17 protein-coding genes and 1 pseudogene are annotated in these 17,687 nt (G+C 67.3%); 7 read left to right on the forward strand and 11 right to left on the reverse strand.

What is annotated here, in order from left to right:
• Positions 1-19: 19 nt before the first annotated feature.
• Positions 20-178: a hypothetical protein gene (locus MUG78_RS01545; RefSeq protein ID WP_246991541.1), complete on the forward strand. Its 159-nt coding sequence runs from the start codon at positions 20-22 to the stop codon at positions 176-178.
• A 144-nt stretch (positions 179-322) separates the two neighbouring features.
• On the opposite strand, the gene MUG78_RS01550 is transcribed toward MUG78_RS01545, so the two are convergent.
• Together MUG78_RS01550 and MUG78_RS01555 are read right to left on the reverse strand one after the other, a co-directional pair.
• Positions 323-1,261 carry a hypothetical protein gene (locus MUG78_RS01550; protein WP_246991542.1) on the reverse strand — a complete coding sequence of 313 codons (939 nt, stop codon included), beginning with the start codon at positions 1,259-1,261 and terminating at the stop codon, positions 323-325.
• Between the two features lie 208 nt (positions 1,262-1,469).
• A complete protein-coding gene (locus MUG78_RS01555; RefSeq protein ID WP_246991543.1) occupies positions 1,470-2,291 on the reverse strand; it encodes a YoaK family protein in 822 nt (273 codons plus the stop codon).
• Between MUG78_RS01555 and MUG78_RS01560 the strand changes: the two genes are divergently transcribed.
• Together MUG78_RS01560 and MUG78_RS01565 are read left to right on the forward strand one after the other, a co-directional pair.
• Positions 2,290-2,643 carry a GNAT family N-acetyltransferase gene (locus MUG78_RS01560; RefSeq protein WP_246991544.1) on the forward strand — a complete coding sequence of 118 codons (354 nt, stop codon included), beginning with the start codon at positions 2,290-2,292 and terminating at the stop codon, positions 2,641-2,643. The two genes, MUG78_RS01555 and MUG78_RS01560, sit on opposite strands and share 2 nt — an antisense overlap.
• A 45-nt stretch (positions 2,644-2,688) precedes the next feature.
• On the forward strand, positions 2,689-3,711 hold the full coding sequence (locus MUG78_RS01565; protein ID WP_246991545.1) for an LLM class flavin-dependent oxidoreductase: 1,023 nt from the start codon (positions 2,689-2,691) through the stop codon (positions 3,709-3,711).
• A 10-nt stretch (positions 3,712-3,721) separates the two neighbouring features.
• Here MUG78_RS01565 and MUG78_RS01570 read toward each other — a convergent pair whose 3' ends face one another.
• A complete protein-coding gene (locus tag MUG78_RS01570; RefSeq protein ID WP_246991547.1) occupies positions 3,722-5,383 on the reverse strand; it encodes an ABC-F family ATP-binding cassette domain-containing protein in 1,662 nt (553 codons plus the stop codon).
• A gap of 119 nt (positions 5,384-5,502) precedes the next feature.
• Between MUG78_RS01570 and ygiD the strand changes: the two genes are divergently transcribed.
• A complete protein-coding gene (gene ygiD, locus MUG78_RS01575) occupies positions 5,503-6,270 on the forward strand; it encodes a 4,5-DOPA-extradiol-dioxygenase (protein ID WP_246996743.1) in 768 nt (255 codons plus the stop codon).
• A 227-nt stretch (positions 6,271-6,497) separates the two neighbouring features.
• Here the strand turns inward: ygiD and MUG78_RS01580 are convergent, their stop codons facing one another.
• From MUG78_RS01580 to MUG78_RS01600, 5 genes and pseudogenes are all read right to left on the reverse strand, one after another.
• Complete coding sequence (locus tag MUG78_RS01580; RefSeq protein WP_246991549.1) at positions 6,498-7,775, reverse strand: glutaminase; 1,278 nt, start codon at positions 7,773-7,775, stop codon at positions 6,498-6,500.
• A gap of 128 nt (positions 7,776-7,903) precedes the next feature.
• On the reverse strand, positions 7,904-8,179 hold the full coding sequence (locus tag MUG78_RS01585; RefSeq protein ID WP_246991551.1) for a DUF4235 domain-containing protein: 276 nt from the start codon (positions 8,177-8,179) through the stop codon (positions 7,904-7,906).
• Between the two features lie 90 nt (positions 8,180-8,269).
• Positions 8,270-8,686: a DUF3618 domain-containing protein gene (locus MUG78_RS01590; RefSeq protein WP_246991553.1), complete on the reverse strand. Its 417-nt coding sequence runs from the start codon at positions 8,684-8,686 to the stop codon at positions 8,270-8,272.
• Positions 8,683-8,853: a phage holin family protein gene (locus tag MUG78_RS18220; RefSeq protein WP_308221318.1), complete on the reverse strand. Its 171-nt coding sequence runs from the start codon at positions 8,851-8,853 to the stop codon at positions 8,683-8,685. The genes MUG78_RS01590 and MUG78_RS18220 overlap by 4 nt, the downstream gene beginning before the upstream one ends.
• Before the next feature lie 299 nt (positions 8,854-9,152).
• Positions 9,153-10,184 (reverse strand): annotated as a pseudogene (locus MUG78_RS01600) (YihY/virulence factor BrkB family protein); the annotation flags it as partial.
• A gap of 123 nt (positions 10,185-10,307) precedes the next feature.
• Between MUG78_RS01600 and MUG78_RS01605 the strand changes: the two are divergent.
• Both MUG78_RS01605 and MUG78_RS01610 read left to right on the forward strand, forming a co-directional pair.
• Positions 10,308-11,156, forward strand: a complete 849-nt coding sequence (locus tag MUG78_RS01605) for an MBL fold metallo-hydrolase (protein ID WP_246996745.1) — start codon at positions 10,308-10,310, stop codon at positions 11,154-11,156.
• Positions 11,153-12,196, forward strand: coding sequence for a PHP domain-containing protein (locus MUG78_RS01610; RefSeq protein WP_246991555.1), 1,044 nt, complete (start codon positions 11,153-11,155; stop codon positions 12,194-12,196). Before MUG78_RS01605 ends, MUG78_RS01610 begins: the two co-directional genes overlap by 4 nt.
• Before the next feature lie 90 nt (positions 12,197-12,286).
• Here the strand turns inward: MUG78_RS01610 and MUG78_RS01615 are convergent, their stop codons facing one another.
• On the reverse strand, positions 12,287-12,952 hold the full coding sequence (locus MUG78_RS01615; RefSeq protein ID WP_246991556.1) for a M23 family metallopeptidase: 666 nt from the start codon (positions 12,950-12,952) through the stop codon (positions 12,287-12,289).
• A 688-nt stretch (positions 12,953-13,640) separates the two neighbouring features.
• On the opposite strand from MUG78_RS01615, the gene MUG78_RS01620 reads away from it, so the two are divergent.
• Entirely contained in the window at positions 13,641-14,792 is a 1,152-nt protein-coding gene (locus tag MUG78_RS01620) for a hypothetical protein (protein WP_246991558.1), read from the forward strand.
• A gap of 50 nt (positions 14,793-14,842) precedes the next feature.
• On the opposite strand, the gene MUG78_RS01625 is transcribed toward MUG78_RS01620, so the two are convergent.
• Positions 14,843-17,293, reverse strand: coding sequence for an ATP-binding protein (locus MUG78_RS01625; protein WP_246991566.1), 2,451 nt, complete (start codon positions 17,291-17,293; stop codon positions 14,843-14,845).
• On the reverse strand, positions 17,290-17,466 hold the full coding sequence (locus MUG78_RS01630) for a hypothetical protein (protein ID WP_246991568.1): 177 nt from the start codon (positions 17,464-17,466) through the stop codon (positions 17,290-17,292). The genes MUG78_RS01625 and MUG78_RS01630 overlap by 4 nt, the downstream gene beginning before the upstream one ends.
• Positions 17,467-17,687: the final 221 nt, after the last annotated feature.

Here is a 17,687-nt window from a genome sequence, read left to right on the forward strand (position 1 = left end):
CTTTCTTTCGAGGAGGCACATGATGGGTATAGCACTGGAGGCCAGCCCGCTCGACTGGCTGGACCAGCACACTGACATCGAATTCTTCGACGATCACGTCGATGCGTATCCGTACGAGTTCCCAGATCGGTCCGAAATGCTGGGCAGCGGAGCCTCCCCTCCCGGCGTGTGGCCGTGACAGAAGAGCACGTACGTGACCTCTGGAGGTGATGTCATCGAGGTAGACCTACAACGACACACACGATCGACGCCCGGCGCCCCAACACGATTGCGGGACGCCGGGCGTCCCGGCATATCGTGCCGCAGACCGTGATGGTGTGCATCACCTGCGACTCGCGAGCGCCTCACGGAACTGCGCGGAGGCGTAGAACGGCGCGAGTCGCCGCCGGATCAACTGCGCCAAGAAACCGGTGGTGTCCAGATGCCCGATCACCGGCGGCCCGAAGCGCATGGCCTCTTCGCGCAGATCGGCCTCGCTCACGCCCAGATCGGCCAGCACGTCGGCGATCGGCGTGGCGCCGTACGTATCGAAGACCTCATCGATGCCCGCGTCGAGCAGCGTTCGGAAGAAGTCGGTCTGCCGGAAGCTGCGCCAGAACTCGAAGACCAGGATCACGACGTCTTCCACGTCGGCCTCGTCGACCGTGTCCCGGAAACCGTCGACGGCGTCACCCGATCGGCCCCGCCAGAACTCCCGCAGACCGTCCAGCAGCAGGTCGTCGGAGTCCTCCTGCACCGACCCGAGGACCGCGGCGGTCCCGCGCCGGGTCCACCGCTCCACCAGTCCGGCGAGTCGTCGTCCGGCGCGCACGCCCACACGGCGTTCCACGGCCCGCTGCACCACCTCGACCACGGTGTCGGTGGTCGCCGGGCTGGCCAGCACCTGATCGACGGCCCGTCGTGCGACGGGCAGTTCGGTGGCCACCGCCGCGAGTTCCTCGAAGCGGCGCGTGTCGATCACCTCGGAGAGCACCGTCGTCCGATGGACTTCGTGCCGGTACAGCCGCCCGGCCACCTGGCCGACGAGTTCCGGGATCGCACCTTCCACCGGGAACTGCATCGTGTACTTGCGGGCCACGGCCTTGATCAGCGCGCGCGGCATCACCGTCTCCAGCGGCACCGTGCCCGACTCGACCATGAACGAGGCGATCTCGTCGTCGACCAATTCTGCGAACTTCGCGTCATCGGTCAACTGGGACAGGGTGTACGCCACCTGCGCCTCGAGCAGTGTGGCCGCCAACTGATCGGTGGTCTCCGGCATGGCAGTCAGCCTAGTGGTACCGGCGCCCGCGATTCGGCCCGCTGTCTGGTGTCCCGTGTTGGAAATTGGTGAATGGTTCCCGCGAGTCAGATGGGCGGATGGCAAGGCGGAGGAGGGAGCCGTAGCGGCAGCTACAGCGACCGACGACAACGCCGCCAGGCGTTCATCTGGCCGAGGGATACCAACAATGAATTTCCAACACGGGACACTAGTGCGGCGGCTGACCGGTGGCGTCGGGGCCGAGGACCACGATCTCGCGTCGCTCCGGCGGCGCGGCGAAGCGACCGGTCCGCAGGCGGGTGATCACCACCGCCACGGTGACGAGCGCCAGCACCCCCACGATCAGCCAGAGCGCCCCGGTCAGCCCGGTCTGGAACCACATCCACGCCCCGAACACGCCACCCACGAGCAGCGCCGACCAGAGCGCCAGGTGTCGTATCCACACCATGCGCGGCCCGCCGAAGAACGCATCGACCAATCGTTGACCGGCCTTCACCAGCGCACCGGTCATGTAGGTGAGGCCGATGCTGGCCTCACCCGCGGTGAGGAAGGTGGCGTTGATGACGCCCATCGACAGCGGCAGCAGCAGCGTGGCCGGCATCGTGGAGTCCGTGACGTCGGCCAGGATCGCGGTCAGTGCCACCAGCACCGTGCTGGCGGTCAGGACGGTGGTGCGGCCGTCGCCGACACGAACCAGCAGCGCGCCGAGCACGGTGCCGGCGAAGAAGCAGCCGAGCAGGGTGGCGACCAGACGGACCACAGACCAGTCGCCGTGGGCTGCGCCGGCCGCCAGCTCCGTGGTGTTGCCGCTCATGAACGAGACGAAGTTGCCACCCAGATAGAGGTAGCCCACGGCGTCGATGTAGCCGGCCGCGGCCGACAGCACCACCGCCAGGGTCACTTCGCGCCGCAGAATCTCCCGCACGCCCGCCATTCTGGCATCGCCGCGCATCGCGCCCGGGAACAACGGCCGCACCGAACAGTTGAATAGCAGTAGCACCCCGGAGACCACCCCGAAAGGAACCGCCATGACCGAGACCACCTTCGCCGTCGTCGACCGCCCCGACGAGTCGCGCTACGTCCTCGTCGACCAGAGCTCCGACGGCCGCGAGGCCGGCGAGGAATCGTACGTCGACGTCGACGCCGCAGGCACGGTGGAGCGCGTTCTGTTCCACACCGGCGTCGACGAGGCCTACGGCGGTCAGGGCCTGGCGTCGTTCCTGGTTCAGCACGTGGTCGCCGACGTCGTGGCCCGCGGCTACGCCATCGTCCCGGTCTGCCCCTACGTGGCCAAGTGGCTGACCCGCCACCCCGAGTACGACGCGCACGTCGTCAAGCCCACGCCGACGCACCTGCGCGCGGTCAACGCTCGCCAGCAGTAGTCCGGCCCCCCACTTCCCCACCACGACAGCAACGACGGAGACGACATGAGTGAGATCGAGTTCGGCCTGGACACCTTCGGGGGTCTGACCGACGACGGCGAGGGCAACCCCATCTCGCACGCGCAGGTGATTCGCGACCTCGTCGAGGACGGAGTCCTGGCCGACGAGCTCGGCCTGGACTTCTTCGCCGTCGGCGAGCACCACCGCCCGGACTTCGCGGTGTCGAGCCCCGAGATGGTGCTATCGGCGATCGCGGCGCGGACCGAGAAGATCCGTCTCGGTTCCGCCGTCACGGTGCTGAGCTCCGACGATCCGGTCCGCGTCTTCGAACGCTTCGCGACGCTCGACGCCGTGTCCAACGGCCGCGCCGAGATCGTCGCCGGCCGCGGCTCGTTCATCGAGTCGTTCCCGCTGTTCGGCTACGACCTCAGCGACTACGAGGTGCTCTTCGAGGAGAAGCTCGGCCTGTTGGCGGCGCTGCTCACCGAGAAGCCGGTCACCTGGTCCGGCAGCACCCGCGCCGGGCTCACCGACCAGCGCGTATACCCGGAGACTGCGAACGGCATCCCCACCTGGGTAGGCGTGGGCGGCAGCCCCGAATCGGTGGTCCGCACCGCGCGCCACGGATTCGGACTGTTCCTGGCGATCATCGGCGGCGCCCCCGAGCGATTCGCGCCCTACATCGACCTGTTCGAGCGCGCGCAGGACCAGCTCGAAGTACCGCGCGCACCCGTCGCCGTGCACTCCCCCGGCCTCGTCGCCGCGAGCGACGAACTCGCGCGCGAGACCGTGTACGACGGCTGGCTGGAGTTCCGTCTGCGCCTCGGACGCGAGCGCGGCTGGCCCGATCCGGCGCCCGGCGATTTCGAGCGGGAGATCTCCGGCGGCTCGCTCTACGTCGGGTCCCCGGAGACCGTCGCCCGCAAGATCGCCGCCACCCTCGACGTCCTGAAGGTGGACCGGTTCGACCTCAAGTACGACCAGCCGGTGCCGCACGCGGCGCAGCGTCGTTCCATCGAGTTGTACGGCGAGAAGGTGGTGCCGATGGTGAAGGACATGCTCGCGTGAGCTGCCGCCGCTAGAGTTCGACGACGTGCCCGCCGTCGACGTGCCAGCGGCGGTCCACCCGCACCGTGTCGAGCATTCGGCGGTCGTGCGTCACCAGCAGAAGCGCGCCGTCGTAGGACTCCAACGCGGATTCGAGCTGTTCGATCGCGGGCAGGTCGAGGTGGTTCGTCGGTTCGTCGAGCACCAGCAGGTTGGTGCCCTTCGCCTGCAGCAGCGCCAGTGCCGCGCGGGTGCGCTCGCCCGGCGACAGGTGATCGACCGGCCGGTCCACGTGGTCGGCGCGCAGCCCGAACTTCGCGAGCAGCGTGCGCACGTCGGCCGTGGTGAACTCGGGCATGAGTTCTTCGAAGCGCGCGGCCAGCGGCTGCGTTCCGGTGAAGAGCGCGCGGGACTGATCCACTTCCCCCACCGCGACGTTGGCGCCGAGCTGCGACGTGCCGTCGTCGGGTTCCTGGGTGCCCAGCAGGGCGCGCAGCAGCGTCGACTTGCCCGCGCCGTTGGGGCCGGTGATCCCGATCCGTTCGCCGGCGTTGACCTGCAGTGACACCGGCCCCAGCACGAAGTCGCCGTTGCGTACCACCGCCTGATTGAGGGTGGCGACCACCGCGCTCGAGCGCGGTGCGGCGCCGATGGTGAACTCGAGCACCCACTCCTTGCGCGGCTCCACCACTTCTTCGAGCCGCTCGATCCGGCTCTCCATCTGCCGCACCTTCTGCGCCTGCTTCTCGCTGGATTCGCTGGCGGCCTTGCGGCGCAGTTTGTCGCTGTCGGGGGCCTTGCGCATCGCATTCCGGACGCCCTGGCTGGACCATTCGCGTTGGGTGCGGGCCCGGGCGACGAGGTCGGCCTTGCGTTCGGCGTACTCCTCGTATTCCTCGCGGCGGTGGCGGCGGGCCACCTCCCGCTCTTCGAGGTAGCTGTCGTACCCGCCGCCGTAGACGGTGTTGGCGTGCTGCGCCAGATCGAGCTCGAGCACGCGAGTCACACAGCGGGACAAGAACTCTCGGTCGTGGCTCACCAGCACCACGCCGCCGCGCATGCCGGCCACCACCTCTTCGAGTCGGGCGAGGCCGTCGAGGTCGAGGTCGTTGGTGGGCTCGTCGAGCAGCACGACGTCGAACCGCGAGCACAGCAGGGCCGCCAGGCCCACCCGCGCCACCTGGCCGCCGGACAGGGCGGTCATCAACGCGTCCTCCGGTGCCTGCACGCCGGTGCTCAGGCCCAGTTCGGCGAGCACGACGGCCAGTCGTTCGTCGAGGTCCGGGGCGCCGGTCGCGAGCCAATGATCCAATGCGGCTGAGTAGACGTCGGCCGGGTCCGGGCCGCCGGCGGGCGGGTCCTCGGCGAGCGCCGCGGCCGCGTCGTCCATGGCGCGGGTCGCCGCCGCGCAGCCGGTGCGTCGAGCCACGTACTGCGCGACGGTCTCGCCGGGCACCCTGTCGTGCTCCTGCGGCAGCCAGCCGACGAAGGCGTCGGCCGGGGCCCGCGAGACGGTGCCCGCCAACGGCGCGAGGTCGCCGGCGAGCACGCGCAGCAGCGTCGTCTTACCCGCCCCGTTCGCGCCGACCACGCCCACCACGTCGCCCGGCGTCACCGTCAGATCGAGGTGATCGAAGAGCACCCGATGGGCGTATCCACCGGAGACGTCTTTGGCGACGAGCGTGGCAGTCATAGTCGTATGGTCGCACCCGGCGACGCGGCGCGGCATATCGGCTGGTGCGCGTACCGTCGACGGCACAGATCGTCGATCGGAGAAGGGCGCCCCCGTTGAGCACTGCCACCCCGTCGTTGATGCCCGCGGCCTTCCTCGGCCACGGCAATCCGATGAACGCCATCGAGACCAACCGGTACACGCGGGCCTGGGAGGACTTGGGGCGGTCGGTGCCCCGTCCGCGGGCCATTCTGGTGATCTCCGCGCACTGGTATATCAACGCCACCGCGGTGACCGCGATGCGCGATCCTCGCACCATCCACGACTTCTACGGTTTCCCACAGGAACTGTTCGACGTCGAGTACCCCGCACCCGGCGATCCGGAGATCGCCGAGCTGGTGGCCGAGGTGGTGAAGCCGACGTGGGTGGGCATGGACACCGACAGCTGGGGTATCGATCACGGCACCTGGTCGGTGCTGCGGCACGCCTTCCCGGACGCGTCGATCCCGGTGATTCAGTTGTCGCTCAACGGCTATGAGGGCCTCGAGTACCACCTGGAGCTGGGCCGGAAGTTGGCACCGCTGCGCAAGCAGGGCGTGCTGATCGTCGGCAGCGGCAACATCGTGCACAACCTGGCCGCCGTCGACTTCTCCCAGCCCGACGCCGGGTTCACCTGGGCGCAGCGATTCAACGAGGCCGCCGCCGACCTGCTGCGCAGCGACCCGTCGGAGATCCTGACCCTGGACGGGCACCGCGACTTCGCCGCCGCGGTGCCCACCCCCGACCATTTTCTGCCGCTGCTGTACCTGGCCGGCCTCGCCGAGAGCGATCCGCTGGATCTGCTGGTCGACGGCTACGCCGCCGGCTCGCTGTCCATGGACGCCTACACCCTCGGTATGCCCGCCTAACGACCCGTTCGCTGGTCTGCCCCACCGCACTGTCGGCGCGGCCCCGGACGGAAACTCAACTCTCCCCCGGCCCGCTTCCCGCGAGAGCTCGCCGTTCCCGCGGGCCTACCGAAGTGCCGCGGGAACGGAATCCTCTCGCGCGAGCGGGAAGGTCTCGCGGGAGCAGGGTCGGGGGCGGCCGTTCGACTAGCTCAGGGAGCGGCAGGGAAGCTCAGGGAGCGGGAGGGTCAGGCGGGGTCGAAGTTTTCGAGGTCGTGCAGGACCTGCACGCGGCCGCCGGTGCCGGGGTCCGGGTCGGGAAGCACCGTGTCCGGGTCGATCAAGTAGACGTCGTACCCGTCGAGGGTCAGGCGGCGCACCGCCTCGAGCACCATCCGGCGGGCGACGGCATCGATCGAGAACACCCGGCGCAGGCTGATCGCCACCCGACTCTGCTCCGGCGGATTCTCCTGGAACTCGCGGACCACACGTTCGGCGGCGGCGAACCGCAGGTCGCCTTGCAGCGAGAAGAGCGCGACCTCGTCGTCGGCCGGTCCGATGATCCGCCGACTGCGGATCGCCGACGGTCCGGCGGGCGGCACCTCCATCAGGTGCATGCCCATGTCCGCGGTGAACCGGGTGAACAGGTCGGCCCCACGAACGCTGTTACCGTGCCGATCCAAGCGCGGCGAAAAGGTCGCGATCCCCACCTGGCCGGGCAGCGCGCCGATCAAACCGCCGGCGACCCCACTCTTGGCGGGCACGCCGACGCGGGTCATCCAATCGCCGGCACCGTCGTACATGCCGCAGGTCGCCATCACGCTGAGCGTCTGTCGGACCACTGCGGCCGACACCACGGGGCGACCGGTGCGCGGGTTCACGCCCCGGTTGGCCAGGGTTCCCGCCATCACTGCGAGATCCTCGGTGGTCACCCGCACCGAGCACTGCCGGGTGTAACCGGCGACAGCCACGAGTGGATCGTCGGCGATGATGTCGTAGGCACGCAGCATGTTCGCCAGGGACCGGTTCCGATAGGCGTGCCCGATCTCGGACCGGTACACCGACTCGTCGACCTCCAGGCGCCGTCCGGCGAAGGCGCTGAGGCCGTCGATCACGCGGGCCACCCGTTCGTCGGGCGTCGCGCCGAGCGGACCGGTCAGGCTGTGCGTGGCGATGGCACCGGCATTGATCATCGGGTTCAGCGGACGTCCGGTCGCCGGCTCCACCGACATCTCGTTGAACGCGTTGCCGCTCGGCTCCACACTGACCTTCTCCAGCACGGCGTCGAACCCGCGATCCGCTAGTGCGAGTGCGTAGGCGAACGGCTTGGAGATCGACTGGATGCTGAATTCCACGGTGGAATCCCCGGCCGAATAGACATGGCCGTCGACGGTGCAGAGCGCCGCGGCGAGTCGGTCCGGATCGGCTTGGGCGAGCTCGGGAATGTAGTCCGCGGTGGCGCCGGATTGATCGGGCTCCACAGCGCGGAGGGCATCGGTGAGATAGTCCGGAATCGGTGAACGCACGACAACAGGCTACGTGGCGCGCGGCGGGCCACCACTTTCACTCGAGCGGTGCCCCCACCCGGTGTCCCGTGACGGCGCGGTCCACTGGTGGTCGTCACCGGAACGGACTGCCGCGCCCGACCAGCGGGTCACGACACCGGCGGATTCGAGGCGGTCAGCTTGCGGAAACCCTGGGCGCCTGCCCGATCGACGGCCGCCTTGACCACCCCGAAGATCAACCCCTGCACCGCGGCGGCGATCAGCACTTCGCGTTTGCTGCGTCGCAGATCCTTCGGATCGGGCACGGAATCGTCATCGTTGAACCGCCCCCATACTCGCGAGAACGCCGCGCCGGCGAGCATGCCGCCGACCACGCTCGTCGCCAACGACAGAGGCTTGTACATAGTTGTGGTGACCGCACCCATGGCGTTCTCCTGCTCACTTGCGTTCGTGTGGGATGTCCCTTCGCGGTGCTCGCCCCGCGAAGTCGCTTAGGCCGGTCCGGCCCGGAGGCTTCATTTCCTCGCATCGGCCGGCGGCCGACGACGCCGCCGACGGCGGACCAGCAGCGTCACCACCACCGCTGCCAGCGCTCCGGCCGCACCGACCATCGCGGCCGGGTGGCCGCCCGCCTGCTGCTTGAGCTGTTCGGCACTCGCGTGGGCCTGAGTTCTGGCGCGCTCCCGCACGTCCAGACGCGCGCTCAGTGCGTCCACGGTGTCGGCGAGTTCAGCGCGCTGCTCAGCCACCGGCGGCGGTTCGTCGTCGGTGTCGTCGTTGTCGTCGTCGTTCTCGGGCGGCGCCGCGGGCGACCGCGTAGCCAGATCCGGGTCGACGAAGTCCGTGGTGGCCGCGTCGGCGACCGTGTCATCGACGGCAGGCGGCAGCGGGTCGTGGTGTGCGGTGCGGTCGTTGTTCGGTTCGTTGCTCACAGGTGCTCCTTCACGGTTTCGGCGTCGGCGCGAACGCTCGCCGCCGTCTTCTCGGGGACGGGGGGTACGGCAGCGCGCGCCCGCATGGCGCCCAGTCCGGCGGCGATCGCGCCGATCCCGACGAGCGCACCGCCGACGATCAGAGCGGCCAGCCAACCCGAGAGCACGGTGGCCAGGCCCAGGATCGCGGCGGCCACGAGCGCCCGAGCCCGAACAGCGCGATCAGCACGCCCACCCGGAGACCCCGACACCCACCCCACGCGGCTGCCTTGCTCTTCATCTCCTCGACCGCCGACGACATCGCCGTGCGGATCAGGGTGGTGACTTGCGTGTTGAGCCGCTCGATCAATTCGAGGGTGCTCAACTCCTCGGCGGGACGATCGTGGTCATCCGACTCGGTCATGCGAGCTCCTTTCGGTGGGCGCGGCCCTTCGTCGACCGCAGCGGTGTGGAGGTCCTCGGTGTGGCCGCGCGACAACCGCAGTGCACGCGCCCGCTCGACGTCCTCGAGGCGCGCGGCAGCCTTCTTGTCGGACACGGAAGTGTCGCGGGCGGGCAATTGAATGGTCCCCTCGGCGGGCAGTCCGGACTGTAATTCCCGTCCTCGTTCGAGTTCAGCGTCGAACTCGGCTCCGAACAGAAGCGACAGGTTGGTCAGCCACAACCACAGCAAGAACACGATCACGCCGGCGAGGGCGCCGTAGGTCTTGTTGTACGACGCGAAGTTGCTGACGTAGACCCCGAACAGCACCGAAGCGAGGATCCACGCCACGATCGCCAGGGAGGCGCCGGCACTGAGCCATCGGAACTTCAGTTGCGCCACGTTCGGGGTCGCGTAGTACAACAGCGCCACAGCGATGACGACGAGGATCAGGATCACCGGCCAGCGGACGATGTTCCAGACCAGAAGCGCGGTGTCGCCGGCGCCGATCACGTCGCCGACGGACTTGGCGATCGGTCCGCTGACGACGAGCATCAGACCGATCGATGCCACCAGAATCAACACGATGAGAGTGACACCGAGCATCGCCGGGCGCAGCTTCCAGAACGGGCGGCCTTCGTCGATCTCGTACATGCGGTTCATCGCACGGCCGAACGCGCCGACATAGCCGGACGCCGACCAGAGCGCGCCGAGCAGACCGATCACCAGGGCCAACCCGGCCGTCGGTGCCGCGACGAGGGATTCGACGGGCCCACGCAGGGTGTCGACCGCCGACGACGGACCGAGGTCGCCGACCAGGTCCAGCACCGCGTCGACCGTCTTCTCACCCTGCCCGAACACACCGAGCAGCGAGACGATCACCAGGAGCGATGGGAACAGCGAGAGCACGGCGTAATAGGTGAGCGCCGCGGCCAAGTCGGTGCACTGGTCGCGAGAGAACTCGCGACCGGTCCTGCGCAGCACGTACACCAGCTGCGGCTTGGTCAGATCGGTCGGCGAGTCCACCTTGCCGTGTTGACCCGAAGCCGCGTCGGGTTCGTCGTCTCGTCGGTTCATCACCGGACAGGTACCCCGTACGCCCGTCCGATAAACGGGTGTCGCGCATCGGCCACGCCGTCGTTCTATGGTGGCGGCATGAGCTCCGGACCCGAATCCGCGCCGATCGCCGGTCGACCGGCGATGGACCGGGCAGGCCGACGGAGCTGGCTGTGCGTTACGTGCGGGAACGAGTATCCGCCCGCACCCACGCCACCGGACGAGTGCCTGATCTGCGTCGACGACCGGCAGTACGTCCCGGCCGCCGGGCAGCAGTGGCGGCCGCTCCGGCTCGACGAAGAGCGGTCGGTGGCGATCCGCGATCTGGAGCCTGGGCTGCGTGAACTCACCGTCGATCCGCGGGTGGGCATCGGGCAGCGGACCTTCCTGGTGGAGTCCGCGGGCGGACTCGTGGTGTGGGAACCGCCCGGCTTCGTCGGCTCCGCACTCGTCGAGCGGCTGCGCGCGGCCGGTCCGATCGCGGCGATCGCGTCGAGCCATCCGCACCTGGTCGGCGCCAGCGTCGCGCTGAGTCATCTCCTCGGCCGCGTCCCGGTGTACGTCCACGAGCTGGATCGACGCTGGGTCACCCGGCCCGACGATGTCGTCGTGCACTGGCGCGCCGACCGCGAGATCGCACCGGGCATCCGGCTGGTGCGCTGCGGCGGCCATTTCCCCGGCAGCTGCGTGCTGCAGATCGGCACCGCCGCGGAGGGCCGCGGCGCGCTGCTGTCCGGCGACACGGTGATGGTGAATCCGGACCGGGCCACCGTCTCGTTCATGCGCAGCTACCCGAATCTGATCCCGCTGTCGCCGAGGCTGGTGCGGCAGATCGTCGCCGCACTCGACACCGTCGCCTACGACCGGATCTACGGGGCGTTCGGGAACATCATCGACAGCGCGGCGCGCGCAGCCGTCCACGCCTCCGCCGCGCGCTACCTCGGCTGGCTCACCGACGAGATTCGCGATCCCGACGATCCGGGGCCGGCATGAGAACCTTCTCCCCGCTGACCGCGCCCGTCGACCCGGTGACCGCTCTGTCGCGGATCGCCTGGCTGCTCGAACGCGACCGCCAGCGCAGTTACCGCGTGGAGGCCTTTCGCAAGGCCGCCGGGATCGTCGCCGCCATGGACGACGACGAACTCGGCCGACGGCTGCGGGCTTCTACGCTCACCGAGGTCTCCGGTATCGGTACAGCGACCGCTTCGGTGATCACCGCGGCGTCCGCCGGAGAGCTGCCCGGCTATCTCGACCGGCTGCAACAGACGCCGTCGCCGATGCCCGACGCACCGACGCTGGTCCCCCTGCTCCGCGGTGACCTGCATTCGCACACCGACTGGAGCGACGGCGGCGCACCGCCGTCGGAGATGGCCGCTGCGGCAAGCGAACTCGGCTACGAATGGCTTGCCGTGACCGACCATTCACCACGGCTGACCATCGCGCACGGTCTCAGCGCGCAGCGCCTCGCGCAGCAGATCGACGTCATCGACGCCTGGAACCGCACCCACGACGACGGCCTGACCCTGCTGCGCGGCATCGAAGTGGACATCCTCGACGACGGGTCGCTGGATCAGGAGCCCGCACTGCTGGACCGACTCGACGTGGTGACCGCCTCGGTGCATTCGAAGCTGCGCATGGACGCCCCGGCGATGACCCGACGTCTGGTGGCCGCGGCGTCGAACCCGCGCGTCCAGGTACTCGGCCATTGCACCGGCCGCTTGATCGCCGGTCGAGGGCGTCCGCCGTCGACGTTCGACGCGCAGGCCGTCTTCGAGGCGTGCGCCGCCGCCGGCACCGCGGTGGAGATCAACTCCCGCCCCGAACGCGTGGACCCGCCCGACGAGTTACTCACCCTGGCGAGGGATCTCGGCTGCCTGTTCGCCATCGATTCGGATGCGCACGCACCGGGCCAACTCGAGTTCACCCGTCTCGGCGCGGTGCGGGCGGTGCAGCACGGTATCGACCCGGACCGCATCGTCACCACCTGGCCACTGCCGCGACTGCGGGAGTGGGCCGGGACTCCCCTCGCCTGACCGAAGCCCGACGCATAACGCCGCGGCCCGGTGCCAGAAATTCGGCACCGGACCGCGGCGTCTGCTGCAAGTTAATGGAGCAGCGAAGCTCTACAGATGCACGCCCCGCTTGGCCAGCCAGGTGTGGGGGTTGATCGGCGAGCCACCGGCGTTCCAGACCTCGTAATGCAGGTGGGGGCCGGTCGAGTTGCCGCGGTTGCCGACGGTGCCGATCTGCTGGCCGGCGGTGACCCGCTGGCCCTTTTTCACGAAGCTCTGGTCGACGTGGCCGAAGATGCCGGTGGTGCCGTCGTCCTGGCGGACGCGGATCCACTGCCCGTAGCCCGATGCCGGGCCGGACTCGAGGACGACACCGTCGGTCACCGCGTATACCGGGGTGCCGATCTTGTTGGCGATGTCGACGCCGTTGTGGTGGGCACCCCAACGCGCGCCGTAGTTCGAGGTGACGGTTCCGGACGCGGGCTTCACGGCCTGGCCGGGAACGGGCAGCGTCGGCAGCGCCAGGCCACGGATCGCGTTGTCGAGTTCCTTCGGCAGATCCAGGTTCGCCGGCACCGTGATGTTGCCGGGCAGCACCACGGGCGCGTCGGACTTCGCCGCGGGCTTGGCGGCGGCTTCGCCGGCCGAGACGGTAGCCAGGCCGACAGCGCCGGTGAACGCGGCGAGCGCGCCGACGCGGACCGGGATCGACGTCCGGGCCGACCGAGCGACGCGATGGCGGCCACCCCGGCCGGTCTGACCAGCGGCGGGGTTCATGGAGTTATCGGCATTCACGCGGAATTGCGGCACAATCAGGTCCGTTTCGAGTTTGGTAACGATTTGGAATCGGCAAGGACACGGCGAGATTACCCGATAGGACTTTCGTCCGCCAAACCGACTCCCAACCGACCCCAGGAAGCCAGCCCGCAGCCAACGGTCTCGACAAGAAAAAACCCGCTCCGACGCAGGTCAGAGCGGGTTTCTCATGGGTGGACGCGGGTGGACTCAAACCGAACACCTGGCAGCGGTTCGAGCGGCTGGGTTCCGCGTGGGAACAGGCGAAACTCGGTCTTGGCGACGAGCCTCAAGATGCAGCCGAGGACGAGCCCGAGGTCGTAGCGAACCCTAGGAGACGAGCTAGAACACCGCTGACAGAAAGCCAAGTGGACGCTATCCGAACTGCGCGCGCGAACGGCGAGAGCGTGGTCTCGATCTGTCGAAGCTTCGGCGTGCATCGGATGACGGTGTGGACACACACGAAGGACTTGCTGTCGTGATCCAAGCGAGCACTGGACCCTCACCGACGGACTGGCAGTCGTTGCGGGGCGGGGTCTTTGGCCGACACAGGAACGCACCCGGAGTAACAGGGACAGTCGATCACAAGGCCGCGACAGCAAGACAGTGACGTCTCAGATCGAGTAGCCGCCGTCCTCAAGCGGAACACTCAGTGTGGGACGATCGGAACATGAGTAGCGAGTCCGAAGTACCTACCGGCGCAACAGGTCTCGCTTTCACTATTCACTCGCTGAACAACTACACGAATGTGTACGTCTCATCGAGTGCGACAGCGCTCGACCTCGACAGCAAACACGTCGGCGACCTGATTCGTGCGCTGCATCGCGAGACGACCCACGAACTCGTCAAGGGCGGCGTGGAGTACGCTAACCTGCGGTGGGCGCTGACTCCCCGAGCGACGCATGCGGAGGTCGCCTTCCTCTTCGACTCCACCGCCGCCGGGAGCGACCACTATGGTTTCGAACTCTCGAAATGTTGGTTGCCGGCGCTCTGGCGCCACGGGCCTCAGCGGACTGCGATCAGCCAGGGCGACATCCTCAACGCGCCGCCCGGTTGGGTGTGGAACGCACTCGACGAGAACCTGGTCCGCACGAACGACTTTCCTCGATTGGCCACTGAGCAGTACTACGTCCTCTATCTCACGAACTTGTCGCGAACACAGGTCGGCGCGATGGACGCCGCGCTGCGAGATTCGACGGTCGCGTACTTGGGATACATCGACTGCTCGACATGGACTCCACTCAAGTCGTTCATGCTGCTTCCGCAGTACGCGATTCGCGACGGCGATGCGCTCGTCGTTCCAGCCGACGAGGACGGCTCACCGCACATTACCCCGCCCACCAGAGACCACGGTTTCCGGATCGTCGGAGTCGAGCAGACGCTCTACGGCGTGGTACTCGAGCACCGCATGGACAACGGCGTACCGGAGTGGGCCGACGAAGACAGCGCGCTCACACTGACCGCGCTTGGTGGCGCGCAGAGCCCGCTCAGTGAGTTGAAGCTTGATCTCGACGAACGACGATTCATCTACTTGACGAGCGATGCTGACGGTCACGGAGCCTCGGTGCGCAAAGCCGGGCTAGATGGGCTAAGCCCTGAGGAGCTCGCGCAGGCTATTGAGGCCAAGATCCGGCGCGGCCTCATGTTCAACCTGCGCTTCGTCCATGGGACCCGTGACGGCGAGCCCGCTCCCGAGAACGACGCGCTTATGTTCACGGTGCCAGTGGAGTTCCCCGACGACACCGGCACGGTCCGCCGCTACCAGGTCGGGGTCAAGTACTCCCCGGCAAGCCACTCGGGAGAAGTGGTGACGTTTCACTAGCCAGTCGCATGAACCTCCGGGCGACCATGTGGAGCACACGAGGCAGGGCGTTACTTCTTCCGTAGGTTCAGGTTGAAGTCCCCGCAGGAGCACCGGAGTTCTTCTTCCTTTCCAGGGATGCCGAGAACGTAGATCCACCCGTCGCACGCATCGTTACTACAGGTGAACAGTTCGAGGAACTGCTTGCAGGCTTCAACGACCGGTGCGAAGTCCGCTTTCGTCATGGTCGCCCAATCGTTGTTGTGGACGAGGGCGTTGATCGCCCAGTTTTCCCCATCCTGAGCGAGGATCGCCTTCGCTCGCTCGTCTTTCAACGCTTCGACCTTCTGTTTCGCGGCGTCGTTGTTCCACGAGTTCGCTGAGGCGGTGGCCTTCTTGAGTAGATCTCCGTGTCGGCCTTTGACTGCGGAGAAGAAGGATGAGAGGTCGTAGTTGTTGTCGGCGCGGAACACGACCTGACCTTGGATGCTCGCAGCGACGTCGGCCAGCGACGACTCCAGATTGCGTCGCAGCTTGTGAGCAGCGCCAGGAACATCGTCGCTGGCAAGGTCGGCTTCGATCTGAGTCCAGAAGTCGCCGCCTTGACCATAGAACGGTCCCCCATCGACGGTCCAGCCGTGGAATCGAGCGAGCGAACGTCGAGCGATGAGACCCGAGGACTGCATTTGGCGCGCCCAGACCTCATCGTGGGTCGTCATGATGAACTGGACGTCAGGGAAGACGTCTTTGAGCAGCTTGCAGAACTGTCGTCGGTGGTTGGCGTCCACGGAGGTTACGACATCGTCGAGAACGGCGAGTCGGAAATCCGATTTGAGGAGTTGCCTGATCAGGGCCAGGTAGAGGCAGACCCCCATCCCGTCCTGGTGACCTTCGCTGTGGTAGGCCATCGGTGGGAACATGCCGAGCCCGTAGAAGTCGACTTCGAGGTCGAGCTTCCCAGCGGTGGGTGACAGCCCTGCCTTGAAGGATGATTCGTCATCAGAGTTGATCTGCCGATAGAAGTTGCTGAAGTCGGTCTCGACAGTCTTGTAGAGCGTCGTCAGTGCCGCGTCTGCCACAGAGTTGTACTTCTCGTAGACCTCGTTCGCCGCTTTCTGAGCTGCGGTTGCCTTCGTTGCTTTCGCCCGCGCTTGCCGTAGTTGAGTCCAACGATCTTGGGCAACAGTGAGGAAGGTCCGTGCGGCCTCGGTCGTGGTCTGGTCTGGCAGTGCTTCGATCGTCGCTCGAAGCGCCTTCAATCCATCAGCGATCGATGACGGAGTGTCCAACGGATCGGTGGTGACGCGTTCGGACTCGTCACGGACGGACTCGACTGTCGCCAGCTTCGCCTCGAACGCGGCAAGGTCATTCGACCACTCCAAGAGAGACGTCTGCAACGCAGACTGTCCCATCGTGACAGCGTGCGGCTGTGCTGCCTGAATCAAGGACCGAACGCCGCGAAGCTGCCCAGTCACCTTGCCCGCCGAGGTCTGGATGCGCTGCTGGAGCTTCGCGGCTGTCTCGGACCGAACGAGCTTGTCGTTCAGATGTTTCCGCAGCGACGCGACGTCAGGCCACTCCAGGTCGCACAGCGGGCAGGCAGTATTGATCACCAGCGGCAGACCGGCCTCGACCAGTTGGCGGTGCCTGAGCGCGTCAAAAACTGCGGGATCGGCCTCGAGTTCAGTCAGCGCGGTGTCCAGGTCACTTACGGCGGTGTCGAGGTCTTTGTGCTCAGCCAAGTAGCTGGTGACGGCTTCGATGTCCCGGATCGCCGATGCCCGGTTGAAAGTGCTTTGACTGTCGTCGGTTCTGGCTCCGGCGCTGAGGTCGGTCTCAAGAGTGGTTGCTGACAGCGCTTCCAGGCCGAGCACTTCCCGCTTCTTGTTGACCGCCACCGTGACCTCGCTCGGCAGCAGATCGCTGATATCGAGACCACGTTTGACGGCATCCTCTGCGGACTTCACTGCGTCGTCGGCGCTTCTGGCGGCAGTGCTCGTCTTGTTGCGAGCCGTGTTGAGTAGGCGACGAGTCTCGTCAATGCGGTCGAGCTTGAGGAGAGCCTGCACCTCTTGGGCACGTTTCCCCGGCTCGGTGTTGACGTACTTGATGACTTCACGTCGCGACAGGATCAGTTCAGGATGACGCGCAGCCCATTCCACGGCTGCGACGAGTTCGGGAGTCTTGGGCTCCAGGGTGAACTGACCTGCGGTCTTCACGCTGCGAGTGAGCGTGCCAGTCTGCCCGCTGGCGGGGTGGGTGAAGGTCAGGGTGACGCTTGCAGCGGCTGGGTTGTCGCGCTGGTGCACGTGCGGTGCGTGCTTCGCGACTGAGATGCCGCCCGTGCCAGCTCCGCTGAGGCGAGCGACGTTGCCTGTCAACGCGAAGTCGATGGCATCGACCACTCCACTCTTGCCGGACCCGTTCGGCCCTACCACGACGAAGGAACCGCTGCCCAGGTCGAGGTCGAGGTCCCGGATGCCGCGGAACTCTTCGATGCGGAGATTCTGAACCTGGATCACAGCGCTGACTCACCGCTCGCACCGGTGTAGAGCGCTACAAGCTGGTCCGGCTTCGGTAGCTTGTCCGCCGCCAGCAACGCTGCAAGGCTCTCGGTCACCTGCGGCGGCACGTCATCCACATCGGTCAGTGCAGCCAGGAAGGTCTCCAAGACCTCCGATTCGATGCCCGCCACTCCGCGCCCCTTTGCTTGCGATCGCGGCGAAACCTGGACCGCCTACCTGCTGATGCCACCACGATTCTACCGCCGCGATCTCGCTGGATGTGGGCCAACGCGCGTTCAACTGACGGTGCCTGCGCGGAGGACGCGACCCGACCTGCCTGTGCGAACGGTGGAAGCGTCGTGTCTATCACTATGCGCTTCGATGTCCACCGTATGACGGTCTGGACCCACAC

The sequence above is a fragment of the Gordonia alkaliphila genome (assembly GCF_023017165.1).
GTDB lineage: Bacteria > Actinomycetota > Actinomycetes > Mycobacteriales > Mycobacteriaceae > Gordonia > Gordonia alkaliphila.

Bases quoted from the DNA above. Each gene is read 5' to 3' on its own strand.
- MUG78_RS01545 (WP_246991541.1), top strand. From the start codon at position 20: ATGATGGGTATAGCACTGGAGGCCAGCCCGCTCGACTGGCTGGACCAG.
- MUG78_RS01550 (WP_246991542.1), bottom strand. From the start codon at position 1,261: ATGCCGGAGACCACCGATCAGTTGGCGGCCACACTGCTCGAGGCGCAG.
- MUG78_RS01560 (WP_246991544.1), top strand. From the start codon at position 2,290: ATGACCGAGACCACCTTCGCCGTCGTCGACCGCCCCGACGAGTCGCGC.
- MUG78_RS01555 (WP_246991543.1), bottom strand. From the start codon at position 2,291: ATGGCGGTTCCTTTCGGGGTGGTCTCCGGGGTGCTACTGCTATTCAAC.
- MUG78_RS01565 (WP_246991545.1), top strand. From the start codon at position 2,689: ATGAGTGAGATCGAGTTCGGCCTGGACACCTTCGGGGGTCTGACCGAC.
- MUG78_RS01570 (WP_246991547.1), bottom strand. From the start codon at position 5,383: ATGACTGCCACGCTCGTCGCCAAAGACGTCTCCGGTGGATACGCCCAT.
- ygiD (WP_246996743.1), top strand. From the start codon at position 5,503: ATGCCCGCGGCCTTCCTCGGCCACGGCAATCCGATGAACGCCATCGAG.
- MUG78_RS01585 (WP_246991551.1), bottom strand. From the start codon at position 8,179: ATGGGTGCGGTCACCACAACTATGTACAAGCCTCTGTCGTTGGCGACG.
- MUG78_RS01605 (WP_246996745.1), top strand. From the start codon at position 10,308: ATGGACCGGGCAGGCCGACGGAGCTGGCTGTGCGTTACGTGCGGGAAC.
- MUG78_RS01610 (WP_246991555.1), top strand. From the start codon at position 11,153: ATGAGAACCTTCTCCCCGCTGACCGCGCCCGTCGACCCGGTGACCGCT.
- MUG78_RS01615 (WP_246991556.1), bottom strand. From the start codon at position 12,952: ATGAACCCCGCCGCTGGTCAGACCGGCCGGGGTGGCCGCCATCGCGTC.
- MUG78_RS01620 (WP_246991558.1), top strand. From the start codon at position 13,641: ATGAGTAGCGAGTCCGAAGTACCTACCGGCGCAACAGGTCTCGCTTTC.